General features: G+C 65.9%; 24 protein-coding genes. 13 read left to right on the top strand and 11 right to left on the bottom strand.

Features of this window, described 5'->3' with window-relative positions:
* A complete protein-coding gene (gene lysS, locus KGA65_RS10035) occupies positions 1-1518 on the bottom strand; it encodes a lysine--tRNA ligase (RefSeq protein ID WP_225863006.1) in 1518 nt (505 codons plus the stop codon).
* Positions 1519-1667: 149 nt separating this feature from the next.
* On the opposite strand from lysS, the gene KGA65_RS10030 reads away from it, so the two are divergent.
* The 13 genes from KGA65_RS10030 to KGA65_RS09970 are packed head-to-tail and all read left to right on the top strand — an operon-like array spanning position 1668 to position 15815.
* On the top strand, positions 1668-2951 hold the full coding sequence (locus KGA65_RS10030) for a nucleotide sugar dehydrogenase (protein ID WP_225863005.1): 1284 nt from the start codon (positions 1668-1670) through the stop codon (positions 2949-2951).
* Positions 2952-2958: 7 nt separating this feature from the next.
* Complete coding sequence (locus KGA65_RS10025) at positions 2959-3909, top strand: Gfo/Idh/MocA family oxidoreductase (protein ID WP_225863004.1); 951 nt, start codon at positions 2959-2961, stop codon at positions 3907-3909.
* Positions 3910-3917: 8 nt separating this feature from the next.
* Entirely contained in the window at positions 3918-4499 is a 582-nt protein-coding gene (locus KGA65_RS10020) for an acyltransferase (RefSeq protein WP_225863003.1), read from the top strand.
* A gap of 2 nt (positions 4500-4501) precedes the next feature.
* The gene (locus tag KGA65_RS10015) at positions 4502-5602 is read left to right on the top strand and encodes a DegT/DnrJ/EryC1/StrS family aminotransferase (RefSeq protein WP_225863002.1); all 1101 of its coding nucleotides are present in this window, start codon (positions 4502-4504) and stop codon (positions 5600-5602) included.
* 18 nt (positions 5603-5620) lie between these two features.
* Positions 5621-6895 (top strand): lipopolysaccharide biosynthesis protein, encoded by a 1275-nt coding sequence (locus KGA65_RS10010; protein WP_225863001.1) that lies wholly within the window; start codon positions 5621-5623, stop codon positions 6893-6895.
* Positions 6892-7497 carry an acyltransferase gene (locus tag KGA65_RS10005; protein WP_310740953.1) on the top strand — a complete coding sequence of 202 codons (606 nt, stop codon included), beginning with the start codon at positions 6892-6894 and terminating at the stop codon, positions 7495-7497. Before KGA65_RS10010 ends, KGA65_RS10005 begins: the two co-directional genes overlap by 4 nt.
* Positions 7498-7499: 2 nt before the next feature.
* Positions 7500-8576, top strand: coding sequence for a glycosyltransferase (locus KGA65_RS10000; RefSeq protein WP_225863000.1), 1077 nt, complete (start codon positions 7500-7502; stop codon positions 8574-8576).
* A complete protein-coding gene (locus KGA65_RS09995) occupies positions 8573-9805 on the top strand; it encodes a glycosyltransferase family 4 protein (RefSeq protein WP_225862999.1) in 1233 nt (410 codons plus the stop codon). The genes KGA65_RS10000 and KGA65_RS09995 overlap by 4 nt, the downstream gene beginning before the upstream one ends.
* Positions 9806-9810: 5 nt before the next feature.
* Positions 9811-10989: a DegT/DnrJ/EryC1/StrS family aminotransferase gene (locus KGA65_RS09990; RefSeq protein ID WP_225862998.1), complete on the top strand. Its 1179-nt coding sequence runs from the start codon at positions 9811-9813 to the stop codon at positions 10987-10989.
* Between the two features lie 23 nt (positions 10990-11012).
* Positions 11013-11606, top strand: coding sequence for a sugar transferase (locus tag KGA65_RS09985; protein ID WP_225862997.1), 594 nt, complete (start codon positions 11013-11015; stop codon positions 11604-11606).
* 30 nt (positions 11607-11636) lie between these two features.
* On the top strand, positions 11637-13535 hold the full coding sequence (locus tag KGA65_RS09980) for a polysaccharide biosynthesis protein (protein ID WP_225862996.1): 1899 nt from the start codon (positions 11637-11639) through the stop codon (positions 13533-13535).
* Positions 13532-14404, top strand: coding sequence for a PI-PLC domain-containing protein (locus KGA65_RS09975; RefSeq protein WP_225862995.1), 873 nt, complete (start codon positions 13532-13534; stop codon positions 14402-14404). Before KGA65_RS09980 ends, KGA65_RS09975 begins: the two co-directional genes overlap by 4 nt.
* Positions 14397-15815, top strand: a complete 1419-nt coding sequence (locus KGA65_RS09970; RefSeq protein ID WP_225862994.1) for an LTA synthase family protein — start codon at positions 14397-14399, stop codon at positions 15813-15815. Before KGA65_RS09975 ends, KGA65_RS09970 begins: the two co-directional genes overlap by 8 nt.
* Positions 15816-15819: 4 nt before the next feature.
* Here KGA65_RS09970 and KGA65_RS09965 read toward each other — a convergent pair whose 3' ends face one another.
* Genes KGA65_RS09965 through KGA65_RS09920 form a run of 10 tightly spaced genes read right to left on the bottom strand, consistent with a single transcriptional unit; the run spans position 15820 to position 26179 of the window.
* A complete protein-coding gene (locus tag KGA65_RS09965) occupies positions 15820-17028 on the bottom strand; it encodes a glycosyltransferase family 4 protein (RefSeq protein ID WP_225862993.1) in 1209 nt (402 codons plus the stop codon).
* Positions 17025-18152, bottom strand: coding sequence for a glycosyltransferase family 4 protein (locus KGA65_RS09960; RefSeq protein ID WP_225862992.1), 1128 nt, complete (start codon positions 18150-18152; stop codon positions 17025-17027). The genes KGA65_RS09965 and KGA65_RS09960 overlap by 4 nt, the downstream gene beginning before the upstream one ends.
* Positions 18149-19393: an oligosaccharide repeat unit polymerase gene (wzy, locus tag KGA65_RS09955; RefSeq protein WP_225862991.1), complete on the bottom strand. Its 1245-nt coding sequence runs from the start codon at positions 19391-19393 to the stop codon at positions 18149-18151. The genes KGA65_RS09960 and wzy overlap by 4 nt, the downstream gene beginning before the upstream one ends.
* A 17-nt stretch (positions 19394-19410) precedes the next feature.
* Positions 19411-20619 carry a glycosyltransferase family protein gene (locus KGA65_RS09950; RefSeq protein WP_225862990.1) on the bottom strand — a complete coding sequence of 403 codons (1209 nt, stop codon included), beginning with the start codon at positions 20617-20619 and terminating at the stop codon, positions 19411-19413.
* Between the two features lie 32 nt (positions 20620-20651).
* On the bottom strand, positions 20652-21269 hold the full coding sequence (locus KGA65_RS09945; RefSeq protein WP_225862989.1) for an acyltransferase: 618 nt from the start codon (positions 21267-21269) through the stop codon (positions 20652-20654).
* A 25-nt stretch (positions 21270-21294) separates the two neighbouring features.
* Positions 21295-22311: a glycosyltransferase family 2 protein gene (locus KGA65_RS09940; protein WP_225862988.1), complete on the bottom strand. Its 1017-nt coding sequence runs from the start codon at positions 22309-22311 to the stop codon at positions 21295-21297.
* 19 nt (positions 22312-22330) lie between these two features.
* Complete coding sequence (locus KGA65_RS09935) at positions 22331-23692, bottom strand: lipopolysaccharide biosynthesis protein (protein ID WP_225862987.1); 1362 nt, start codon at positions 23690-23692, stop codon at positions 22331-22333.
* Positions 23692-24759: a glycosyltransferase family 2 protein gene (locus KGA65_RS09930; protein WP_225862986.1), complete on the bottom strand. Its 1068-nt coding sequence runs from the start codon at positions 24757-24759 to the stop codon at positions 23692-23694. The genes KGA65_RS09935 and KGA65_RS09930 overlap by 1 nt, the downstream gene beginning before the upstream one ends.
* Positions 24760-24769: 10 nt before the next feature.
* Positions 24770-25633: an NAD-dependent epimerase/dehydratase family protein gene (locus KGA65_RS09925; protein WP_225862985.1), complete on the bottom strand. Its 864-nt coding sequence runs from the start codon at positions 25631-25633 to the stop codon at positions 24770-24772.
* 3 nt (positions 25634-25636) lie between these two features.
* The gene (locus KGA65_RS09920; protein ID WP_225862984.1) at positions 25637-26179 is read right to left on the bottom strand and encodes a dTDP-4-dehydrorhamnose 3,5-epimerase family protein; all 543 of its coding nucleotides are present in this window, start codon (positions 26177-26179) and stop codon (positions 25637-25639) included.
* Positions 26180-26194: the final 15 nt, after the last annotated feature.

The following is a 26194-nucleotide window of genomic DNA, read 5'->3' as shown; positions in this document are numbered from 1 at the left end:
TCAGAGCTCGCGGCGCAGCGCGGGGAACAGGATCACGTCGCGGATGCTGGGCGAGTCGGTCAGCAGCATCATCAGGCGGTCGATGCCGATGCCGCAGCCGCCGGTCGGGGGCATGCCGTATTCCAGCGCGCGGATGAAGTCGGCGTCGTAGTACATCGCCTCGTCGTCACCGGCTTCCTTGTTGGCCACCTGGGCCTGGAAGCGGGCGGCCTGGTCCTCGGCGTCGTTCAGCTCGGAGAAGCCGTTGCCGAACTCGCGACCGGTGATGAACAGCTCGAAGCGCTCGGTCAGCGCCGGGTTGCTGTCGGAGGCGCGGGCCAGCGGGCTCACCTCGACCGGGTAGTCGATGATGAAGGTCGGCTGCCAGAGCTTTTCCTCCACCGCGGCCTCGAACAGGCCGAACTGCAGCTGGGCCAGACCCCAGTGCTTGGGTGGCTCCTCGCCCAGGGCGCGCAGCTTGGCGTGCACCGCTTCGGCCGAATCGGCCTCGGCCTCGGTCAGGCCGGCGTACTGCACCAGCGAGTCCCGCACCGAGACACGGGCGAAGGGCTCGTCCAGCCGCACTTCCTGGCCGGCGTAGCTCAGGCGGGCCGTGCCGGTGGCCGCGCGGGCCGCGTGGCGCAGCAGCGCCTCGGTGAAGTCCATCAGGTCGCGGTGGTTCCAGTAGGCCGCGTAGAACTCCATCATCGTGAATTCCGGGTTGTGCCGGACGCTGATGCCTTCGTTGCGGAAGTTGCGGTTGATCTCGAACACCCGCTCGAAGCCACCCACCACCAGGCGCTTGAGGTAGAGCTCCGGTGCGATGCGCAGGTACATGTCCTGGTCCAGCGCGTTGTGGTGGGTGATGAAGGGCTTGGCATTGGCGCCGCCGGGAATGGGGTGGAGCATCGGCGTCTCCACCTCCAGGAAGCTGTGCTCGACCATGAAGCTGCGGATCGAGGCGACGGCCTTGCTGCGGGCGACGAAGCGCTGCTTGGCCTCGTCATCGGTGATCAGGTCGACATAGCGCTGGCGGTACTTCTGTTCCTGGTCGGCCATGCCGTGGAACTTGTCGGGCAGCGGGCGCAGGCTCTTGGTCAAGAGGCGCACCGTGTGGGCCTTGACCGACAGCTCGCCGGTCTTGGTCTTGAACAGCGTGCCCTCGCAGGCCAGGATGTCGCCCAGGTCCCAGCGCTTGAAGGCGGCCAGGGTTTCCGGGCCGACCATGTCCTGGGTGATGTAGAGCTGGATGCGGCCGGTGGCGTCTTGCAGTGTGGCGAAGCAGGCCTTGCCCATCACGCGCTTCAACATCATGCGGCCGGCCACGCTGACGGGCACGGCCTGGGCTTCCAGGGCCTCGGCTTCGGCGCCGTCGTGCTGGTGGTGCAGCGGGCCGGCGCGGTGCTGGGGCTTGAAGTCGTTGGGGAACACCGCCTGACCGGCTGCCTTGGCCGCTGCGCGCAGTTCGGCCAGTTTCTCGCGGCGCTCCGCGATCAGCTGGTTGTCTTCGGGCGAGGGCAGTTGGATGTCGGTGCTCATGGTCGCAAGCGGTTGCGGTGAAGAAAGGGGCCGTTTTCAGACGGCGAGCCTGCCATTTTAGGGCGCGGCCGCGTGCCGGCGGCCTAAAATTGCCGGTTTTGATCGCTGCCGCGGCCGGCCGCAAGGTCCGCGCGCCGGGGCGCACACCCATGCATCGTCACATTGCCGTTGTCGGTCTTGGCTACGTCGGGCTGCCCATGGCGGTCGCCTTTGGCCGTCACCACCGCATCATCGGGTTCGACATCAACGCGGCCCGCATCGCCGAGCTCCAGGCCGGCCATGACCGCACCGGCGAGGTCGCCAGCGCCGATCTGGCCGCGGCCAACATCCTCTACACCGCCCAGATCGCCGAGCTGAAGCAGGCCGATTTCTACATCGTCGCCGTGCCCACGCCGGTCGACCAGGCCAACAAGCCGGACCTGACCCCGCTGATCTCCGCCTCGCGCAGCGTCGGCCAGGCGCTCAAGAAGGGCGACATCGTCGTCTACGAATCCACCGTCTACCCCGGCGCCACCGAGGAAGACTGCGTGCCGGTGCTGGAGCAGGTCTCCGGCCTGAAGCACGGCGTGGACTTCTTCTGCGGCTACAGCCCTGAGCGCATCAACCCGGGCGACCGCGAGCACACCTTCACCACCATTCGCAAGATCGTCTCGGGCTGCGACGCCGCCACGCTGGAGACGGTGGCCGAGGTCTATGCCTCGGTGGTGACCGCCGGCGTGCACCGCGCCAGCAGCATCAAGGTGGCCGAAGCCGCCAAGGTGATCGAGAACACCCAGCGCGACCTCAACATCGCGCTGATGAACGAGCTCTCGGTGCTGTTCGCCCGCATGGGCATCGACACCGCCGAGGTGCTGTCCGCGGCCGGCAGCAAGTGGAACTTCCTGCCCTTCCGACCCGGCCTGGTGGGCGGCCACTGCATCGGCGTGGACCCGTACTACCTGACCTTCAAGGCCGAGCAGCTGGGCTACATCCCGCAGGTCATCCTGGCGGGCCGGCGCATCAACGACAACATGGGTCGCTATGTGGCGCGCAACACCGTCAAGCTGATGCTGAAGAACGGGCTGGACGTGCCGCGCTGCCGCATCGGCGTGCTGGGCCTGACCTTCAAGGAAAACTGCCCGGACATCCGCAACTCCAAGGTGGTGGACCTGGTGCGCGAGCTGCAGGACCACGGCACCACCGTGGTGGTGATGGACCCCTGGGCCGACGCCGCCGAGGTGCAGCACGAATGCGGCATCACGCTGGCCCGGCTGGAGGACGAGGCGCCGTTCGACGCGCTGGTGGTGGCCGTGGCCCACCGCGAGTACCGCGCACTGACGCCCGAACAGCTGCGTGCGTTGGTGAAGGGCGACCGGCCCGTGATCGCCGACGTCAAGTCGCTCTATGACCGCGAGGCGCTGGTCGCCAGCGGCCTCACCGTCTTCCGCCTCTGAGCTTTCCATGACCGCCAAGAATTTCGCCCTGATCGGCGCCGCCGGCTACATTGCCCCGCGCCACATGCGGGCCATCAAGGACCTGGGCCACACCCTGGCCGTGGCCTACGACATCAACGACTCGGTGGGCATCATCGACAGCCTGCACCCGCAGGCCGAGTTCTTCACCCAGTTCGAACGTTTCTATGAGCACGCCCAGGTGCTGCGCCGCGACCCGGCACGCGCGCTGGACATTGTCTCGGTCTGCACGCCCAACCATCTGCACCACCCGCACATCGCCGCCGGCCTGCGCCTGGGCGCCGACGTGATCTGCGAGAAGCCGCTGGTGCCCACGCCCGCGCTGCTGGACGAGCTGGCCCGGGTGGAGCAGGAGACCGGCCACCGGGTCTACAACATCCTGCAGCTGCGCCACCACGACGCCATCCTGAAGCTGCGCGAGAAGGTGGCCGCGGCCCCGGCCGACCACAAGTTCGATGTCACGCTGACCTACATCACCTCGCGCGGCAAGTGGTATGCCGAGAGCTGGAAGGGCGACCCGCGCAAGAGCTTTGGCGTGGCCACCAACATCGGCGTGCACTTCTTCGACATGCTGCACTTCATCTTCGGGAAGCTGCAGGCCAATGTGGTGCACCACAACGGCGAGGCCAAGGCCGCGGGCTACCTGGAGTACGAACGGGCTCGGGTGCGCTGGTTCCTGTCCATCGACGCCAACGACCTGCCGGCCGAGGTGAAGGGCCAGAAGCCCACCTTCCGCAGCATCGACATCTCGGGCGAGCAGCTGGAGTTCTCCGAAGGCTTCACCGACCTGCACACGGTGAGCTACCGCGAGATCCTGGCTGGCCGCGGCTACGGCCTGGCCGATGCGCGCCACTGCGTCGAGACGGTCAACGTGATCCGCTCGGCCGCGGCCCAACCGGCCGGCGCACTGGGCCACCCCTTCCTGCAGCACCTGGCCTGAGGTCGCCCATGAGTGTCACCATCCACCCCAGCGCCATCGTTGACGAGGGCGCCCAGCTGGGCGAGGGCACGGCCGTCTGGCACTTCAGCCATGTCTGCGCCGGGGCCCGCATCGGGCCGCGCTGCTCGCTCGGGCAGAACGTGTTCGTCGCCAACGACGTGGTGATCGGCGCGGGCGTGCGCATCCAGAACAACGTCTCGGTCTACGACGCGGTGACGCTGGAGGACGATGTCTTCGTCGGCCCCAGCGCGGTGTTCACCAATGTCTTCAACCCGCGCTCGGCCGTGCCGCGCAAGCACGCGTACCGCCGCACGCTGGTGAAGCGTGGCGCCACGTTGGGCGCCAACTGCACCCTCGTCTGCGGCGCCACGGTGGGCGAATACGCCTTCATCGGTGCCGGTGCGGTGGTCACCAAGGACGTGAAGCCTTATGCGCTGATGACCGGCGTGCCGGCCCGCCAGACCGGCTGGATGAGCCGCCACGGCGAGAAGCTGGCGCTGCCGGTGGACGAAGCCGCCGACATGGAGGCCAGCTGCCCGGCCACCGGCGAGCGCTACCGCCTGCAGGGCGGCCGCCTGGAACAACTCTGACCATGCAATTCATCGACCTGAAGGCGCAGTACGCCGCGCGCAAGACGGACATCGACGCCGCGATCCAGCGGGTGCTGGACCACGGCCAGTACATCATGGGGCCCGAGGTGGCCCAGCTGGAGGCGGCGCTGGCCGCCCGTGTGGGCGTGGGCCATTGCGTCACCGTCTCCAGCGGCACCGAGGCGCTGCTGATCGCACTGATGGCGCTGGACCTGCAGCCCGGCGACGAGGTCATCACCAGCCCCTTCACCTTCGCCGCCACCGCCGAGGTGATCGCCCTGCTGGGCGGGGTGCCGGTGTTCGTCGATGTGGAGCCCGACACCGGCCTGATCGACGCCGCGCGGATCGAGGCGGCCATCACGCCCCGGACCCGGGCGCTGATGCCGGTCAGCCTGTACGGCCAGGTGCCGGACATGGATGCGATCAACGCTGTGGCGGCGCGTCATGGCCTGCCGGTGATCGAGGACGCGGCCCAGAGCTTCGGGGCCATGTACCAAGAGCGGGCCAGCGGCGGTGTCTCCACCATTGGCTGCACCAGCTTCTTTCCCAGCAAGCCGCTGGGCTGCTATGGCGATGGCGGCGCGCTCTTCACCGATGACGACCGCCTGGCCCAGGCGGCGCGCGAAGTGCGCGTGCATGGCCAGAGCGCGCGCTACACCCACACCCGCGTGGGCGTGGGTGGGCGCATGGACACGATCCAGTGCGCGGTGCTGCTGGCCAAGCTGCCCCGGCTGGACTGGGAGCTGCAGCGCCGCCGCGACCTGGGCGCGCGCTACCACGCGCTGCTGGCCGGGGTGAACGTGGGTCTGCTGACGGTGCGCCCAGGGCGCGAGAGCGTCTGGGGCCAGTACACCGTGACGGTGCAGGACCGGCCGGCCGTGCAGGCTGCGCTGAAGGCCGCAGGCATCCCGACGGCCGTGCATTACCCGCGCCCGCTGCACCAGCAGGTGGCCTATGAACGCTTCGCGCCTGCAGGCGGCTGCCCGGTGGCCGAGCGGCTGGCCCAGCAGGTGATGAGCCTGCCGATGAGCCCCGACCTGGGCGAGGCCGACCAGGACCGTGTGGTGGCAGCGCTGGCCGCGGCCGTGGGTCGGCGCGGCTGAGGCGCCGTCCGCTCCTTCATGGTGCCTGCCCCCGACGACACCCGTTCACCGTTGCAGGGGCTGGTGCGTGCCAGCCTGACGCTGGTGGCCGGGGGCGCGCTGGCCCAGGCCCTGCCGCTGCTGCTGGGGCCCTTGCTGACGCGGCTGTTTTCGCCGGCCGACTTCGGTCACTACCACCTGTTCGCGGCCGTGGCCGCGAATCTGGCGGTGGTGGCCTGCGCGCGCTACGAATTCGCCTTGCCGCTGGCGGCCGACGAGGACGAGGCCCAGGCCCTGCGGGTGCTGGCGCTGCGCATCGCGGTGCTGGTGACGGTGGCCAGCGCGGTGGGCGCGGTCGGCTGGTGGGCCTGGAGCCGTGCGCACTGGGTGGCCTGGCTGCCGCTGGCGGTGGCCAGTGCCGGGCTGGTCTCGCTGGCCACGCTGTGGGCCACGCGCGAGCAGCGCTTCAGTGCCCTGGCCGCGTCCCGGGTGCTGCAGTACGGCGGCGCCGCGCTGGCCCAGGCGGCCGCCGGGGCGCTGGGCTGGGGCGTGACCGGCCTGGTGGTGGCGCCCATCGCGGCCACCTTGCTGGCCACGCTGGCGCTGCGGCTGCCACTTGGCGGGGCGGGGCTGCGCTGGGACGCGCTGGCCGCGGTGGCGCGCCGGCACCGGCAGTTCCCCTTGCTCAACACCCCACACGCCTTCCTGGGCGCGCTGCAGGACACGGCCAGCGTGGCCCTGATCGCCGCCAGCCTGGGGCCGGCCGCGGCCGGCTTCTGGGGCCTGTCGCTGCGCTACCTGAAGGCACCGGCCACGCTGGTGGGCAGCGCGGTCTCGCAGGCGCTCTATCCCAAGCTGGCGGCCGCGGGTGCCCAGCCCACGCCGGCGGCGCGCCAGGCCCTGCGCCGGGTGATGGCCGCGCTGGCCGCGCTGGCGCTGGCGCTGGTGGCCGGGCTGTGGGTGCTGGCGCCCTGGGCCTTCGCCGCGCTGTTCGGCGAGCCCTGGCGGGCCGCGGGCGAACTGGCCCGGGCCCTGGCGCTCTACATCGGCCTGCACTTCGTGGCGGCACCGCTGGCGGTGGTGACCATGGCCTGGCAGGCCCAGGCCTGGGCGCTGCGCCTGGCGGTGGTGGGGCAGGTGGCCTTTGTCGCCGCCCTGGCACTGGGGCTGCACTGGGGCGGGCTGCAGGGAGCGGGCTGGGCCGTCTCGGCGGCGATGGCCGGCTATTTCGGGTATTACTTCTGGGCCCTGGCCACCTGGCCAGTGTCGACCGCGGCCGATCCGGACGGCGCAGGGGACAATCGCACACCGTGAACTGGCTGAGATCCACCTTCAACCGATGGCGCCGCCGCTGGGTGCGTGCGCTGCTCTACCGCGTCGTGTTCGGCGAGCGTTCGCAGGGGCAGGACCTGCCGCACACCCGCATCTCGCCGGCCGCCTGCATCGAGCAGGAAGACAAGCTGACGCTGGCCGACCATGTCTACATCGGCCCCTTCAACTACCTGGAGTGCAGCGGCGGCATCACGCTGGGCGAGGGCGTGCAGATCACCAGCCACTGCAGCCTCGTCACCCACAGTTCGCACCGCGCGGCGCGGCTGCTGGGCGAGGGCTTTGTGCGCTGGCCGGCGACCGGCTTTGCCGAACGGCCGGGCTGGATCGCCGGGCCGGTGGAGATCGGCCCCTACAGCTTCATCGGCCCGCACTCGCTGATCGAGGCCAACACCAAGTTGGGCAAGGGCACGCTGGTGTGTGCCGGCAGCTTCGTGCGGGGGGACTACCCGGACTTCGTGATCCTGGAAGGGCGGCCCGCCCGCGTGGTGGGCGACAGCCGCCGCGCCGACCGCAAGCTGCTGCAGCGCTACCCCGAGTTGCTGCCACTGTACGAGGCCTGGGCCGGCCCGCTGGACGAGGACTGAGCGTGCGGTTGGTGCTGATCGGGGATGGCGAAAGCCCGCATCTGCTGAAGTGGGCGCGCGCCTTGGCGCCCCGGGTGGAGTTGTGGGCCTTGTCCAGCCGGGGTTTTGACGCCGGCTTCGACGCCCTGGTGCCACCCGAGCGTCGGCTGGCCCTGGGCACCACGCCGCGCTTCGAAGGCGGCAACGCCGGCCTGCTGCGGGCCCTGCCCACGGTGGTGCGCTGGCTCAAGGCCGTGCAGCCGGACTGGCTGGCGCCGCATTACCTGACCTCGCACGGCACGCTGGCCTGGCTGGCGGTACGCTTCGGCGGCGTGAAGGCGCGCATCGCCGGTTCGGCCTGGGGCTCGGACATCCTGCTGACGCCGCAGAAGAACGCTGGGATGCGCTGGCTGACCCGCCGCGTGCTGCGGGCCTGTGCGCTGACCACCAGCGATTCGCGCCACATGGCCGAGCGCATGCGGGCCCTGGGCGCGCGCGAGGTGATGACCTTTCCCTTCGGCCTGGAGACCCTGCCGCCCTGGCCGGAGCACAAGGACGATGCCCTGTTCTTCGCCAACCGTGCGCTGGAATCGCTCTACCGCCCCGGCCGGGTGCTGGACGCTTTTGCCGCCATTGCCCGCGACTGGCCGGAAGCCCGGTTGGTGGTGGCCCACGACGGCACGCTGCGCCCGGCGCTGGAGGCCCGCGCCGCCCAGCCCGACCTGGCGGGCAAGGTGCGCTTCGTCGGCCGGCTGGATGCGGCGACGCAAGCCGGCTGGTATGCCCAGGCTCGCTGGTACCTGAGCCTGCCCGCCAGCGATTCGGTCTCCGTCTCGGTGCTGGAGGCCATGGGCCACGGCTGCATTCCCATCCTGTCGGACCTGCCGGCCAACCGCGAGCTGGTGGACGATGGCCACAACGGCCTGATCCTGGCCGAAGGCGAGCTGCCTAGCCGCAGCCGGCTGGCCCCGCTGGCGGCCCACGCCGATGCGGTGGGGGCGGGCCTGCAGGAGTGGGTGGGGCTGCATGCCCTGTTCCCGGCCAGCGTGCAGGCCTATGTGCAGCGGCTCGAACAACTTGGCGGCGCCGGACGCGCATGAACATCCTCTACCTGAACCACTACGCCGGCACGCCCGCGCTGGGCATGGAGTACCGGCCCTACTACCTGGCACGCGAATGGGTGCGCGCCGGCCACCGCGTGACGATGGTGGCGGCCGATTTCTCGCATGTGCGGGCCCGCCAGCCCCAGGCCGGCACCGAGGGGGTGGACGGCATCACCTACCACTGGCTGCCCACGCCGCCTTACCAGGGCAATGGCCTGGGCCGGGTGAAGAACATCGGGGCCTTCCTGAAGCAGGTCTGGCAGCGCACGCCGGCGCTGATCGCCGAGGCCAAGCCGGACGTGGTGATCGCCTCCAGCACCTACCCGATGGACATCTGGGTGGCGCGGCGCATCGCCCGCCGGGCCGGCGCGGTGCTGGTGTTTGAGGTGCACGACCTCTGGCCGCTGTCGCCCATCGAGCTGTCCGGCATGTCGCCCCACCATCCCTTTGCGCTGCTGTGCGGCTGGGCCGAGAAGACGGCCTACCGCGATGCGGACGTGGTGGTGTCGATGTTGCCCAAGGTGCACGTCTACATGGCCTCGCGTGGGCTGGACCTGAAGAAGCTCAGCATCGTGCCCAATGGCATCTCGCCCGACGATTGGGCCGGTACACCCACGCCGCTGAAGCCCGAGGTGGCCCGGGTGATCGACGCGGCCCACGCCGCCGGCCGCACGGTGTTGGGCTATGCCGGCTCCATGGGCCTGCCCAATGCGCTGGACACGCTGCTGGACGCCGCGGCGCAGCTGCGCGAAGACGCGGTGGAGATCGTGCTGGTGGGCGACGGCCACGAGCGCGAGCGCCTGGTGCGCCGCCTGGCCGATGAGGGCCTGGACCGGGTGCACTGGTGCGGCCCCATCCCCAAGGCGCAGATCCCGTCCTTCCTGGCCGCCATCGACATCGCCTACATCGGCTGGCAGCGGGTGCCCATCTACCGCTTCGGCATCGCCCCCAACAAGCTGATGGACTACCTGATGGCCGGCTGCCCGGTGCTGCACGCGGTGGAGGCCGGCAACGACCCGGTGGCCGAGGCCGGCTGCGGCGTGACCGTGCCGCCCGAATCGCCCGCCGCGGTGGTGCAGGGCCTGCGCCAGCTGCTGGCCGTGCCGGCCGAGGAGCGCCGCGCCATGGGCCAGCGCGGCCGTGCCTTCGTGCAGGCCGAACACACCTACCCCGTGCTGGCGGCGCGCTTCCTGGCCGCCTGCCAGCGCGCCAGAGGACAATCCTGATTGCCATGACTGCTGACAACACACCGAATCTGCCGTTCTTGCCCTTTGCCCTGCCGGAGATCGGCGAGGAAGAGATTGCCGAGGTGGTGGACACCCTGCGCTCGGGCTGGATCACCACCGGCCCCAAGGCCAAGCGCTTCGAGGCGGCGTTCACCGAATTCCTGGGCGACCCGTCGTTGGAATCCATCGCCGTCAATTCCGCCACCGCTGGCCTGCACCTGGCACTGGAGGCGGTGGGCGTGGGTCCGGGCGACGAGGTCATCACCACCACCCACACCTTCACCGCCAGCGCCGAGGTGGCCCGCTACCTGGGCGCGGACGTGAAGCTGGTGGACATCGACCCGGCGACTTACTGCATCAGCCCCGCAGCGCTGGAGGTGGCCATCACCCCGCGCACCAAGTGTGTGGTGCCCGTGCACTACGGCGGCCTGGCGGCCGACATGACGGCCATCCTCGCCATCGCGAAGCGCCATGGCCTGAAGGTGGTGGAGGACGCGGCCCATGCGCTGCCCACCACCCACCGCGGCCAGCGCATCGGCACGCTGGACAGCGACGCCACCGTGTTCAGCTTCTACGCCAACAAGACCATGACCACGGGCGAGGGCGGCATGCTGGTGACGCGCCACCCCGAGGTGGCCGCGCGCGCCAAGGTGATGCGCCTGCATGGCATCAACCGCGACGCCTTCGACCGCTTCACCGCCAAGGTGCCCAGCTGGTACTACGAGATCGTCGCGCCCGGCTTCAAGTACAACCTGACCGACATCGCCGCCGCGCTGGGCCTGCACCAGTTGAAGCGCTTGCAGGCCTTCCAGGCCCGCCGTGCCGAGCTGGCCGCGGCCTATGCCCAGGCCCTGGCCGGCCTGCCGTTGCGCCTGCCGCCCCAGCCGCTGGCGGGGGACTTGCATGCCTGGCACCTGTACGTGGTCGAGTTGACCGACGCCGCGCCCATCACGCGCGAAGCCTTCATCGAGTCGCTTTACGCTGACGGCATTGGCTGCAGCGTGCACTACATCCCGCTGCACCAGCACCCGTACTGGAAGGAACACTACGGCCTGAAGGCCGAGGACTTCCCGCACAGCCAGCGGGCCTTCGAGCGCATCGTCAGCCTGCCGCTCTACACCCGCATGACCGACGCGGATGTGCAGCGCGTGGCGGCCGCCGCGCGCAAGGCGCTGCGCGCCTGAGCCCCCGGAGCCTGCCCGATCCCATGGCCAAGCGCCTGTTTGACCTGATTGCCGCCGGCCTGGGGCTGGCGCTGCTGGCGCTGCCGGGCCTGCTGGTGGCGTTGGCCATCAAGCTCGACTCACCGGGCCCGGTCTTCTTCCGCCAGGAGCGGGTGGGGCGGGGCGGCCGGCCGTTTCGCATCCACAAGTTCCGCACCATGCGGGTGGACGCCGAGCGGCACGGCCAGCTGACCGTGGGTGCCGATGCGCGCATCACCCGGGTGGGCGCCTTTCTGCGCGCGCACCGGCTGGACGAACTGCCCCAACTGCTCGACGTGGTGCAGGGCACGATGAGCCTGGTCGGCCCGCGGCCCGAGGTGCCGCGCTACGTGGCGCATTACCCGGTGGCGCTGAAGGATGTGGTGCTGTCGGTGCGGCCGGGCATCACCGACCCGGCCTCGCTGCGCTTTCGCAACGAATCGGCGCAACTGGCGGCCGCGGCCGACCCGGAGCGCGAATACATCGACGTCATCCTGCCGGCCAAGCTGGCCTGTGCGGCCGACTATGCGGCCCATGCCTCGCTGTGGACCGACCTGGGCGTGGTGCTGCGCAGCCTGCGTGTGCTGCTGACCCGCTGAGCCGGCGTCGGTTCTGAATCGTTTTCCAACATGAACACTCCGTCCTCCTCCGTCTGGCACCGACTGGACCGGTTCCTGGCCCGGCTGCGTCCGCACCGCGTGCCCTTGTCCCTGGCCATCGATGCCGGGATGGTGGTGGTGGCTTGGCACGCCACCTACCTGTTCCGCATGGGGTTTGAGCGCTGGCTGCACGAGCGCCCGCCTTATGACCTGTGGGTGCTGGTCGGCGTGGTGGTGGTGTATCTGTCGGCCTTTGTCGCGTTGCGGGTGCCGCAAGGCATGTGGCGCTTCTCCGGCTTTGGCGAGATCAAGCGCCTGACGCTGGCCTGCCTGGTGGCTGGGGTGGTCAGCGCAGCCGGCACGATGGGCCTGCAGCTCTACGGTGTGCCGCGGGCCGTGCTGGCTCTGCACCCCTTCGTGGTGCTGATGGCCGTCAGCGGCGTGCGCCTGCTCTACCGCGCGCTCTACGAGCATGCGCGGGCGCGCATCAGTGGCGAGGCCGGGCCGGAGAAGCGGGCGCTGGTGCTGGGCGCCGGCGAGGCCGCCAAGCGGCTGCTGGCTGGCATCCAGCACCAGGGCTGGGTGGTGCTGGGCCTGCTGGATGACGACCCTGCCAAGCAGGGCGCGCGCATTGCCGGTGTGCCGGTGCTGGGGCCGCTGACGGCGGTGAAGGACCCCGGCGTGCGGGGGGACGTGACGCACCTGATCATCGCCTTGCCGGCCGCCACCTCGGCGCAACGGCGGCGGGCCGTGGAGCTGGCCGGCGCCACCGGCCTGCCGGTGCTGACCGTGCCGTCGGCTGAGGAGCTACAGCGCGGCGATCAGGTCAACCGCGTGCGCGACATCGAGCCCGAGGACCTGCTGGGCCGCGAGCCGGTGCAGCTGGACGAGAACGGCATCGGCGAGGTGCTGCGTGGCAAGACGGTGCTGGTCACCGGCGGCGGCGGCAGCATTGGTAGCGAACTGTGCCGCCAGGTGGCCCGCTACCAGCCGGCCCGGCTGGTGGTGGTGGAGTTGTCCGAGTTCAACCTCTACACCATCGAGCAGGACTTGGCGCTGCGTTTCCCTCAGCTGGAGGTGCTCAAGCTGATCGGCGATGTGAAGGACCTGGAGGGACTGCGCGCCATCTTCCAGCGCACCAAGCCGCAGGTCGTCTTCCACGCCGCGGCCTACAAGCACGTGCCGCTGATGGAGGTGGACAACGCCTGGGCTGCGCTGCGCAACAACACCCTGGGCACCTACCACGCGGCCCTGGCCGCGGCCGAGGCGGGCGTCGAGCGCTTCGTGCTGATCAGCACCGACAAGGCGGTGAACCCCACCAACGTGATGGGCGCCACCAAGCGCGCCGCCGAACTGGTCATCTCCGCCATGGCCACCAAGCACCAAGGCACCCGTTTCATGGCGGTGCGCTTTGGCAATGTGCTGGGCAGCAGCGGCAGCGTGATTCCGAAGTTCAAGGAACAGATTGCGCGCGGCGGGCCAATCACCGTGACCCACCCGGAGATCATTCGCTACTTCATGACGATTCCGGAGGCTGCCCGGTTGGTTGTGCAGGCTGCAGCCATTGGAGAAAGCGGCCAGGTGCTGGTGCTGGACATGGGCGAGCCGGTGAAGATCGTGGATCTGGCCCGGGACATGATCCGGTTGGCAGGGCGGACGGAGCAGGATATACGTGTGGAGTACACGGGGCTTCGGCCAGGAGAGAAGCTGTATGAAGAGTTGCTTGCGTCAAGTGACACCACACTGCCCACGCGCATTGAGCGTCTGTTTGTCGCCAAACTCGACGATGGCGTGACCAGCATACGTGTCGGTCCATGGCTCATGAAGGCGGACTCACTGGGCAGGCATCCTTCCGACGATACGATCCGCCAATTATTAAGCGAACTGATTGTCGAATATCGGCAACCGAGCAGCGGGACCCGCCAATGAGACTGCAAAGCGGCAGAAGCAGGCACATCCGTTTTGCCTTTGCTGTGGCGGTCCTGTTTGTCATCGCCCTCGCTCTTCCCCCTGTCCGCACGAAGATCAAGGCATTGGCGCATGAGGCTGACGTCGCCTGGTTCGGCGAGCATCTGCAGGATGTCTGGGGACACTTCGCCCTTGGCGAGGATTGGGCGCGCGTCCACCCCTTGCGTCAGCCGCAGGACTATGCGTGGCTGGATGACGCTGGCCCGTCACCCGTACGCATTGCACATGCTTTGGGCGATTCAGGTGGCCCGGAGGCGAACAGCGTTGCCGCAATGCGGCGTGCGGTGGCAGCGGGCATGCGCCTGCTCGAGGTGGACCTTTCGTTGGAGGCCGGCGGCGAGTTGCGTTGCGCTCACGATCCTGGTACGCCAAGGGCAGCGCAGGCATGCACCTTTGAGTCATTGATGGCCGCGTTGCCGGCCGGGGCCTGGGTGGTTCTCGACATCAAGAGCGACTTCGCCGCGACAGGTGAGCGGGTGGTGCAGGCACTGCGTGCCGATGGGCGGGCCAGGCAGGTCGTGTTCCAGTTGTACCGGCCAGAGGACGTGGCCTTGTTCAAGCGTTGGCAAGCTCAGTTGGACCTGCCGGGGCCTATCGTCACCGCCTATCTGTCGCATCGCTCGGTCGACACGGTTGCCCGGGAGGGTGCCCGTTTAGGTGTGCGTGCCTTCACCCTGCCTATGTGGCGTCTGGCTGCTTTTTCCCATCGGCCAGACGGCTTGTCGATGTTTGTCCATCCTGTGCACGACTGCGAAGCTTGGCATGAGGCACAGGCGGCGCGTGTGCGCGGTATCTACACACGCACTGACGTGCGCTGCGGTCATGGCTGACGGCAACTTCCCATATGTCTTCGCATCTTCGCGTGCGACCGGCGTGCATCCGGTTCTGGGCTTCGCATGCCTGGCTGGCGCTGTTGTGCTCGTTCAAGCCCCGTTCTGGATCGCTGCGAGCCAGTATGCGATCGACCGGCCGCTGTTCAATGTCGACTTTCTGCTGGCATTGCTGATGGCGGTGGCGCTGCCTCGCGTCGGGCCAGCGGCGCTCGCAGCGGCCTGGGGGGTTGAGATCGCGCGCGATGTCGCGCGCTGCTATCACTTCGTTGACACAGGTGAGTTCATTGCATCTGCGCGTTATCTCGACACGATAGAAATCGGGCGTATCGTTTCATGGAAGGTACTGCCGGCGGTCGTGGCGTTGGTATTGTGCGGCCTGCTGGTGCTGCGCATGCTTGCACGGGCTCGGCCGACGCTGCCTATGTTCCTGGCACTGGTTGCCTTGACGGTGGGGATGCTTGGCGTGGACACGGCCAACGGTTCGAACCGTATCCTAGGAATGGGGGCGGACCGTTTTCATCTTCCTGTCAATATCGCTGGCAGTCCTGGGTGGAACATTTATGCAGAGCAGCGCGCCGCGTGGCGAGGTTCTACTGTCCCGATGAAGCGCTGGGCCAAGGCACCGGTCTACGAGCAGATGCGGGCCTGGAAGGCTGCGCATCCGAATGGCAGCGAGTTGCTGGTGCTCGTCGAGTCCATGGGCCTGCCGCGCGGTCCGGCCGTCCGTGACTGGCTGTACGCCCGTCTCGATACGCCCAAGGTTCAAGCACGTTGGAATGTGCAGCGTGCAAGCGATCCGTTCTACGGTTCAACCACTTACGGCGAGTTGCGCGTGCTGTGCGGACTGCGCGGGCACTACACGCGGCTCAAGCCAGCGGACGAGGGTAGTTGTCTGCCGCGCATCTTCGCGGCACAAGGGCAGCCGGCGGCAGGCTTGCATGGGTTCAATCTCTCAATGTTCGAGCGAGCGCGCTGGTGGCCCGAACTGGGCCTGCAGCCCCAACGTTTCGAGACGGGGCAGATCCCTTTGCGGATGGCATGCAATGACGCATTTCCGGGTGTGTGTGACGGGCAGGTGCTGGCACGTGCGGCGACGTTGACTGAGCGCCCTGGCAGCTTCACCTACGTGGTGACGCTGGATACGCACTTGCCGCTGCCGCAGCATGACGAACCTGTTGATGTCGAACTTGCACGTCGTTGTGCCTCCGAAGCCATGCCCAGCGTCGCATGCCAGATGGTGCAGCGGTTGGGCGACGTCCTTGATCAGATCGCAGAAACGCTGCCGAAACTGCAGGCCACGCCGATGGTGGCAGTTGTAGGTGACCATGCGCCACCGTTTGTCCAGCCGCTTGACCGTGACGCGTTCGATAGCGGGAATGTACCGGCGCTGATACTGACGCCGCACTGAGACTTCAGGGTGCCGCTGGGCGGCGGTACCCGGTAGCTTGGTCGATGCGCATGACCAATGGTGCGAGCTTTGCCTCCCATGAGTGATGGGATTCGACATAGGCTCGGGCTGCGATAGCCATGGCCTGAGCTGCCGTGCGGTTGGCAAGCAGGTCCAACACCGCTTGGGCGAGGCCAGCAGCATCATCAGCGACTTGCAGTTCCTGCCCGTCGCGTGCCTCGAACCCTTCGAGGCCGAGTGTGGTCGATACAGTGGGCAGGCCCAAGGCCATGTATTCCAGGACCTTGTTCTGTACACCTGCCCCCAGCCGTAGTGGACAGACGCCGATACCGCCACCACGTGCCGCTGCGGCCACGTTCGGCACTTCACCGGTGACGTCTACGCCATCCATGGCGGCGAATCTGCTGGCCTGATCGGGATGAATGCGTCCGATCAGTCGAAGCCTCGTTACTGGGTTGTGTGCGCGCACAAGCGGGAGAACCTCAGTGGCCATGAAGGTGGCAGCATCCAGGTTTTGCAGGCTGTGCATGTTGCCAATGAAGACGACATCTCGTCCGGAAGGATCAAACGCATAGGGGAGCGCGCGCAGGTCCACTCCATTGGAGCAAACGCTGACACGTGCCAAGCGCTCTGGATGGGTCTCGAAGAGGAATCGACGATCAATGTCTGAAACGAGGAAGCTGTGATCAAAATGTTCGACGATCGCTTCTTCATAGCGGCGCAGACGTCGTGATTCCAGTGCAAAGATGCGTGAGCGAAGGTCGTTACGTGCGTGGCGGGTTTCTCGGATGCGTTCGTAGTTCAGAGATATGGCATCCGTCATCTCGAGAAATTTAGGGCCGGGGAAGTCCTTGATGGCATCCCCCACGCGAATCAGGTGGGCGAGCGCGCCGTCATGCGATGCCATCAGAGCGGCGGCGCGTTCGCGGAATGCCCGGTGTCGATAGTAGGCCACTTGTAGTGGCAGTTCGCTTGGCAACGCCGAGAGGCAGTTCAGCCAAGAACGCCAGCGCGGAAGGTACACGCGCTCTATCGAGGTGAACACCTTGTCATCCGGTAGTGGCATGGCCATCTCTGCGGGGCTATCGCACAAGCTCAGCAGCGTCAGGCGATGGTGCGCGGACAGCGACTTGCAGAGCTGATAGATGCGCAGCCGGTCGCCGCCGACGACCGGGTACGGGTAACGTGGGGTGAGGATAAGCAGTGACTTCACGACGGGCGATGGCCGCGTGACGATGCGGCTTCGGAGATGAGCGACCACAGTTTGCTCGATGACAAACCGGGGTCGTTGACGATGTCGCTGCGCAGACGGCAGGCAAGGGCAAGCGTGCCTGCGGTCAGGGCATCCAGCACGTCTTCGATGCCCGCGACATTGGTGAGCGTCGTGACGCCCAGGCCGCCCGCGGCCTCACGCATCGATGCGTGTGGCCCGTGGATAACTGGTGCACCACACAGTTGTCCTTCCAAGAGCGGCATGCCGAAGCCTTCGTACAGCGATGGCATCAGGAAGGCGTCGCAACCAGCGTAAAGGGCCGGCAGGTCTGCGAGGTCGACGTAGCCAAGGCGTCGCACGAAGCCGAGGGCTTCGCCGCGCTCAAGGCGTGCAGCAATATCGCTGTCCAGCCAGCCCTTGCCTCCTGCGATGACGAGCAGCGGCAGTGCGGCGCCGGCCTCACGGCGGTTCAGGTAGGCGTCGACGAGCGCCACGATGTTCTTGCGGGGCTCTAGGGTGCCAAGCGTGAGCAGGTAGTGCTCCGGGAGCCCGAGGCGCTGACACATGGCCGTGACGGCCGAGGCCGCAGGCCGTTTGAAACTGTTGTCAGCCAGGGGGGGGATGATGGCATCAGCCGCTCGACCATACGCGGCGCGTGCATCGTCGGCGGTAGCCTGTGAGACGTAGACAAGCTTGTCTGCTGCTGCAACCGCCATGCGTTGGCCGATGCGGCGTCCCCAGAGGCTTACGAACGGGAGCGTCTCGGGCGCAAATTTGTAGACAAGGTCGTGCACAGTTACAACGCTGGCCATACATTGCGGTCGCCATACAGGTAGCAAGCCATTGGCCGCCCAGAAAACATTAGGGCGTTCCTCGGCCAGCATTGCGCGCAGATGGGTGTTTTGCCAGTACGGGCCACGTCGTTTCGGACTTGACGACCGGAATCGTACATTGGGCAGTGCCGGGAAACTAACCGCATCGTTGCTGAAAAGTACGAACTCGGCCTCGGGATGTGCCAGAACCATAGGTTCAAGCAGCCGGGCGATATAGTTACCGACCCCAGTCGGTCTCGCGACGAGGGCGGTGGCATCTACGCCGACACGCAAGCGAGGTGCACCGCTCATTCTAGTGCTCCTGCGGGCGTTGCCGACACGACTCGACGGGGGGCGTGACGTTCGGGAAAGGCCGCGTTGAGGGTTCGGTAGAAGCCGAAGAGGATCAGAATCCGTAGCAGTGACACAAACATGGTCGAGATGTCTCCCGCCCAAACGTACATGCCAATCAGAAAGAAGAGGTAAAAGGAAATAAACTCGTCACGGGTGCGACGGGCATAGGCGTAGAGACCGCCGATAACGAGCGTGTTTTCTACGCAAAACGCTATGAAGTGCAGCGGGCCCGCCTGCCAGTAGAACCAGAGCTTGGTCGGCAGACCCCAAATGAATTGAGTGAGATCAGGATTGCCGCCGACAAATTCCACGATTGCCTTTTCAAGCGTGATATTACCGGTCATCCCGAAGATGGACTTCGGTATGATCGCGAGTAATGGCTCAATGATGTAGTAGAGGTCCGAAAAATAGCTCTGATAGCTCGCAAGGAAATCGTTGGTCGCCCCCTGCAGGTAGACTAGTGCGGGATAGCCTGTCAGGCGTGACGCCAGATGTACGACTGTCAGTGGGTTGTAACCGAAGTCGTCGCCCTGACGAACGCCTAGCTTGATTGAGAAAATAGCTGGATAAGCCGCGATCCCGGCGAGCACGATACTGACCACAAGAAGCTTACGGCGCTGCAGCCAGTGCCGGAAGAGGTAGAGCGACATCACGAACAGAGTGAAGAACTGTCCGGTCCAGCCCAAAGACAGCGCGAAGGCCGTGAAGACCGCCATCAATGTAAAAACCCGTTTTGGCTGGTCGACATTGATGAACAGCAGCAGCACGAGGCTTACGTCTTTGGGCATCAGCGTGGAAAAGATCGATAGCGAGGTCGATGTCTCGGCGCCCGCACGGCCGAAGCCGAATGCGGCGTAGAAAAAAATGTCGACTGCGAAGCAGGCCAACCAGATCGTCGCGACGAGCTCTGCGCGGGGCATCAGACTGCTGGATTTCCATGGTGTCGCTAGCATTCGGCTGCCCATCCGGTAAAGGGCGGCATAGCACGCAGCGAAGATGGCGAGACCGAGATAGCGGTCAAGCGCATCACTCTGAATCGCGGCACCCAGGAAGTCGCCGATGTTGACATCGACGGTGTCGATGATGAGACAGCAGGCGATGGCAGGGACAAGGAAGAGCGCGCAGTAGGTTGCGAGAAAGAAAGACCGGGCGCGTCTCTCCGTCCGAGGGGTGGCCGTGGCAGTCGGACGGAAAGGCATGGGACGTGCTGCCACGATTAGTTGTCGATGAGGAAAGTCTGCTGCCGTAGCCCAGCAACAATTGTGAGGTAGCGCATTAGGCGTTCGTAGCGTGCAGTTCCCAGCAGGCGCAGGATGGTTCGGAAGCTGAAGCCAACGATGCGTTGCAAGCGGGACCGCTCTTTGCCAGAGGCCTGTGCCGATGCAGGTTTGGCAGCGCCGTTTGTTGCCCTGAGAATGCCAGCACGTGCAAGGACGGAATAGACCTCTCCGCTAGCCTCGAACGGGTCGGCTGCGTTCACAAATGCCGGGTGGTCGATGAGAACGCGTCGCGCGAGGCTGCTAATTGGCGTGCCGTCGGAAAACCGGGCGAAACCGTACGGCAGCTTCAGATATTGCTCGTGACCGTTTGCGGCCAGCGTGTCGCGGTAATGAACGAACATTGGTGCGACGTCTGGTCGGCCGCTCAACGTGAAGCGCGTCTGGTACTTGGAGATTCGATCGTCGCCGATGGGCGGCAGGCCACTGAAATGGAAGAAAACGAGCGGCGTCCCGTCAACAAAGGGTTTTCCGGCTTGAATCTGTACCTGCCGCTCATGGAGGTTCCAATAGGCGACGTTGAACGTCTTCTCACGCAGCACAAGCACGTTCGGGCAAAGCGATGGTGCGAAGTCCATCCATTTCTGGTCGACAAAGAGCCCGCTAGGTTGATCGTTGTAGGCCAGTTGCAGGCAGCGTCGTTCCCACCAGTCCAGTAGATTTTTGGCGTCAGAGGAATTGTTAAATGCGGCAAAGCCCAGGTTGTAGATTCCTGAGTTCAGAAACTCCAACTCGCCTGGCAATTTGTCATCTTCAATGGGGGTCGTCGTGTGCGGTGTTAGGACCACGGGATGGCGGTCGAGACGGTCAAAAATCGGTTGCAGGCTGTCATAGACAAAGATGTCTGGGTCGAGATAAATGACCTTGTCATGGTGTTGCAGCAGCCGCTTGGCAAATGTTGGTTTAACGTTCGTGTTGAGTTCGAGGATGTCGTACTTGAATGCAACATGCTCAAAGTCTGGGATGCTGAGATCTTCGACCCAGGTGATTCGCCAATTGGCGTTCTGGTTTTCGAAATCGATATCCTTGCGATCAACGATAAGAATGTTGAATTCGACGGTGGGATTCGATGCCATCAGGCTGTCACCGAGCGTTCGTGCATACGCGAAGTAGTTGCGTGAGACGATCGTAAAAACAGCGTGTGACATGGCAGAAGCGGGGGAAAGATGCAGAGGCACATTCATTCGAATGTACGGATGACTCGCGCGGGGGCGCCGACAGCGACACTCCGGGGAGGGATGTCGCGGGTGACGACGGAGTTGGCGCCAATGATAGAGGAGCGACCGATGCGCACACCGGGGAGGACACAGACACCCTCTCCTAGCCAGACCTCCGCCTCAATCACCACGGGGCCTTTCGAGACAATGGGGCGGTCGTTGGGAGGCAAGGCAAGGGCGGCACCCGTTGCATGACCGTGGGCATGGTCTGACACGTAGACGCGACTGGCCATGAGCACGTTGTCATGGATCTCTACACGATTGGCTGCAGCGACATGACAGTCATTTTCCATGGTGACGTTGTTGCCCAACACGAGCGTTGGATTGAAGCGTGCGTCGCCGTGAGATTCGATGGCAGCGATCAGGTTGCGTTCCATTGCGACGAACCGGCCGCGTATGTGGATGTGGTGATGACCCGTAACGCGCGTACCGCGGCCCAGGTAGACGTGCGAGCCTGCCTCCGCACAGCGGGCGGCGGTGAGCGCGCTCACCAAGCGGCGCCAGCGGTAGGAGAGAAGAGCGAGCAGCGACTCAAGGATGGCGGCGAGCGGGGCTAGCAGGCGCAGGATCGGGGGCAGCATGGGGGCTTTCGCGGTGTGCGGTGCTTCAGAGCGACGTTGTGCCGCCGTCCAGGCGCTCGGCGAGGCGGTCGTGCGCGCGCAGCGCGCGATGAACCTGGCGAGCCAACCACAGGGCGCGCCGGACACTTGCCGGGGAGGAGCCGTGGCCAATGGGTTCGAGTAGCCAGCGGAATGCAAGCGTGCTGCCGAACTGTGGCCGCAGTACCTCGGTTGCGTCCTCGCGCTCGAACCGGCCGAGGCGCGCCTCGCGCAGACCACACAGCAGATTTGGTAGGTAGGTTGCGGCCATGCGGCGCAGCATCGCGTGCGCCACGCGCGTTGGCAGCATCTCGCGCATGATGGCTGGGACGTGCTGACCAAACACCTTGAGCACCTTGTAGCCACCGGTGTTGCCCTCCGTCGCGAGGATGCAGGGCGTGGTGACGTGGATGAAGCGGCTGCCGTCGCTGAGGGCTTCCAGCACCCAGGCGAGCTGGGAGACCTGCGTACCGGCATAGCGGCGCAGACGCGTCGGCTCCCGGAGCAGCGGACTGGCGCGAACGACCATGCCTGAGAGATAGGTCGTCCACACGTGCACGCGGCGCGCGAATGCGAGTTGCCCGAGTCGCACGCCTTGGAGCATGGTCACTGGGTGCGTAGGGTCGCTGTCGGCGATCTCCGGCAACCAGCGGCTGTCCATGTAGACGAGGTCCGGCGATTCGCGTTCCAGCAATCCCAGGAGGGCGCACACGAGGCCGGTGCGCGGCAGGTCGTCGTCGCTCAGCAGCCAGAAGTGCGTTCCGTCCACGTGCTCTGCGCACGCGAGGAAGTTGCCGTCCATTCCGAGGTTCTCGGTGTTGCGCAGTGCGCGTACGCTCGGGAACCGCGCGGCGAACGCGGCGACGACCTCCTGGGTGCGGTCTGTTGAGGCGTTGTCGCTCACGACAACCGAGACGCGCGTCTCCAGCCCACGTAATTCGACGAGGAGCGTCTTCAGCAGGCGCTCCAGGCAGTCAGCCCGGTTGTAGGTCGGGATCGCGATGGTCAGTAGCGGGGAAGTCATCCGGAGGGCGTGTCGCGACTCATTGGGTCCGGCGCCAATAGCGCTGGAAGAGGAGGATCGTCCAGGGCAGCATGACGAACGCGGTGAGCGCGGCGTACATGGCGCTCATGGGCAGCATGCCAACCCGCGAGCCGAAGTATGCGACGAGCGTGGTGGCCACGGCGCCGGTCACGGATACCCCGTGCATTGGTTCCTCGCGGTGTGCGCGCATGTACGCGGCGAGCGAGAACACGACACAGTTGCACGAGCAGACGAGGGCCAGGCATGCCAGCACCCCCGGTGACGCAATGCGCGTCATTTGTGGGACGCCGGCCCAGTCCAGCAGGGACGCGCAGACGACGACGCCCGCTGCTGCGCTGACCGTGAAGATCAGCGAACGCTTGAATATGCCGAAGAATGTCTGGTTCAGTTCCTTGCGTTCGCCGCGCGCGATGTGCATGGCCATCGCCGGCGTCTTCGCGTAGACCCAGCTCGTTCCTACGGCTGAAAGGGCGTTGAAGATGGTCATCGCGATGCCGAAGCGGCCAGCCTCCACAGCTCCTCGGTTGGCGAAGATCAGTGGTGTGAATGCGTAGAAGAGGAAGTAGCCGCTCATGGCGCTGATCGCAATACGCGCCTGGAAGGGCAGGACGTCGCGCCGCCAAGCGATGCGGTTGGCCGGGTCCACGACGCGTCGCAGCAGCCAGTCGTAGAGGTGTGCGCGCCGCAGCCAGAGGCCGGTCGACACTGCACTCGCAAGCGGCACCATCACGGCTGACCACAGGCCGGCGCCGAGGATCAACCCGAGCCAGAGACCACAGTAGCCGATGATGGACTGCATCATGCGCAGCCGCGCGACCTGTCCGATACGGCCGCAGCCTTCGAGCATTGCGAGTGCCGGGACGTACATCAGGTTGACTGCGGTGCTGGCGACCATGATGATCCAGATGCCCAGCCACTGTGCGGGCGGCAGGTCGCCGCGCCGCGCGAGGAACACACAGCCCGCCACGCCCGCCGCGAGGCCGAACAGCAGTGCCGCGACCATGTACCAGCGCCGCAGCAGTTGCATCAGCGAGCTGAGCCGGTCGAGGCGGGTGGGATCGCCCGCGAACTTTGCTTCGTCTGCCCCTTCAAGGTGGGCAACCTCGTGGCCGACGAGCTGGATGATCACCTGCCCGAGGCCCAGCTCGAACAGGATCTGCAGTCCCAACAGGCTGGTGATGGTGTAGTAGTAGCCCTGCTGCGTGGAGTCGAGCCGTAGCGGCAGGACGATCACTGTCGTCGCGCCGGCGATCACGTTCCAGCTGCGCGACAGCAGTGTCACGAGCACGTGGAAGTCGAGGCCGGTCGCGCGCCGTAGGCGCGCGAGACGCGAGGCGCCGGTGGGGATCTGTTCGTGCATCAGGATCGTTCTGCCGCTTTTCGCTGCCCGCCGAGCCGTCTGCCGAGGTGACGGAAAAGGCGACGAGCGCTATCGATCAGTACAGCGAATTCGGTGGGATGGTCTGCGCCCTGCCGGGCTGCCTTCAACTGGCGCACGAAGCCGCGGTAATAGCCGATCGCGATCGGCAGCAGCTCAAGCAGGCCCACCTGACGCGTGGCGATGTGGTAATGGTCGCAGATGGCCTCGTTGGCCATGATCATCCGGTAGTCGATCGTGGCGAACGACAGCCCCTGCGCGAAGCGATCAAGCACCAGCTTCCGTTTGAGATCCGCTGCCAACGGCAAGCCAAGGATGTGCGACGAGAAACGGACGGCCGTGTTCAGTCGTCCCTTCGGCAGGAAGAAGGCGTCTTCTTTCATCCCGTTGATCGTGAAGGACTTGATCGCTCGGGCCGCCTCAAGCGCCTCGGGGATGAAGACAGGTTCCTGAAAGATCGCGGCGGGGCCACGCAAAGCCAATTCCGCTTGCATGAACTCGAACGGGAAGTTTCCGACGACCTCATGAGTGCTGAAGCGCTCGACGACGCGGATCTCCCGCAGATCCGCCTTGCGGAAGAAGTAGCCGCTAGGGTGATGACAGCTGTAGGCCATGCCACGCAGCGCTTCGCCCCCTTGCGGGAAGATGCGTGCGGGGGAGCCTGCCGGCAGGTGGTATTCGCAATACCCGGTAGCGGGCGACTCGCGGCGCAGGAAATCCAGGAACAAGGGAATGAACGCGGGGTCCACCGAGTCCTTGTCCAGCAGCAGGGCGCTGTAGATGCCTTGGCCCTGGACCAACACGTTGACCTGGTTGAACAGCGCACCACGATTAACCTTCTGCTGGATGACAAGCAGGCGCGGGTCGTCGATCGTGGCTAACTGGGCCAGCGTGTCGTCCGTTGAGCCGTTGTCGGAGACGATGACCTCAATCTCGTCACTGTGCGATTCCAGCACCCGACGCACTAACGGCAGCGTCGACCCAGCTCGGTTGTAGGTGGGGATGCAGAAGCTCAGCAGCGGCTGTGGAGTACGAATTTCTTCTTTCATCGATGCAGGATCAATTCGCCAGATCCCCCTCCCGATCTTCGGGGCAGGTAGTGTCCTGGAACTCAGTTCTCGCGGGCTCCCATCCGGCCGGCCGGCGATAGTTCCGATAGGCCTGCATCACTTCGCGTGGACGATAGGAACGCTCACCGATGTTGGCGCGCAGTGCCTTGCCGGCTCGCTCGCTGACTCGCGAGATTAGTTCCTTGACACGGATGGGCTTTCCGGAGCCCAGTCCCCGTACCATGACCCCTTGGGAGGGGTCCCAGCCTTGGACCTCACGGATCGCGGAAACAATGCCTGCGCAGGCGTCGTCTACGTGCACCAGGTCGATCTCCTGTTCTCCCGGCGTCGTGCCGATTTCCTCGCCACGCGCGCAGGCGTCCTGCAGAATCTTCAGCAACTTGCGTCGGCTGTCGTCCTCGCCGTAGGTGTCGAACATGATCAGCTGGAGGATCTTCAGGCCGCGCAGCGCGTAGTGGGTAAGCAGGTCCTGGCCGGCCTGCTTCGAGGCAGCGTAGAGGTTGAAGGGGCGGAAGACGTTGGAGTCCGCAAATTGCCAGGACGTGCCAAAGACAACCAGCGTCGAGTTGGGGGAGTGCTCCAGCATCTGCTCCGCAACCAGGCAGGGCAGGACGCAATTTGAGGCTATCAGTGCCTGGATGGCCGTGGCATCGTCGCCCATCGCTTGCGAGGCCCCCGGGATCAGGACGACGTCTGGCGAGAACTGTCGCATGTCTTCGAGTACGGTTGCCTGCCAGTTCGCGGGGTTGGCATCGTCATAGGCCGGCGCCTTCCGCACGACGCCGTCCTTCTCGAGCCACGCCGACACGTGGCGGCCCAGGAACCCATTTCCACCAATCACATAACTCTTCATGGTTTATCGGAGTTGGTTGATGACGTCCTGCAGGGACGGCCAGCTCTGGTCTTTCTCCGTGACGACGGGCTGTGAGAGGCCGAAGTCAACGCCGAGCGTGTCCCAACGCACACCGCGTTCGTCGCCCGGTGAATAGGGCTGCGGGCTCATGCTGATGAACGTCGTCTGGTCTTCTAGGACGATGACACCATGTGCGAACGAACCGGGGATCAGAAGCGCGGCCCTACCTCCACCGACCATTTCCTCCACGTGCACCTTGCCAAGATCGCCGTCCGGCCGCAGGTCGATGCTGATATCTAGCATCCGGCCGGTGATGCAATACACCAGCTTGTCTTGGGCCTTTCCACCCAATTGATAGTGCATGCCGCGGATGACGCCCTTGTCACTGCGGCTCAAGTAGATCTCTTCGATGTTCGGGAGAAGATCCTGGAAGGTTTCACGGCGGTAGATTTTGAGCAGATCTCCTCGGAAATCGACGAACGGCGTGAAGCCAATTTTCTTGATCCCCCCAAGATCGCTCACTGAGCTTTTCACTTTGTCATCCAATTCTTGTCAGAGATC

Source organism: Ideonella benzenivorans, assembly GCF_020387415.1.
Taxonomy (GTDB): domain Bacteria; phylum Pseudomonadota; class Gammaproteobacteria; order Burkholderiales; family Burkholderiaceae_C; genus Ideonella; species Ideonella benzenivorans.
Note: the sequence above shows the minus strand (reverse complement) of the source record. Positions and strands in the feature narration are given on the sequence as shown.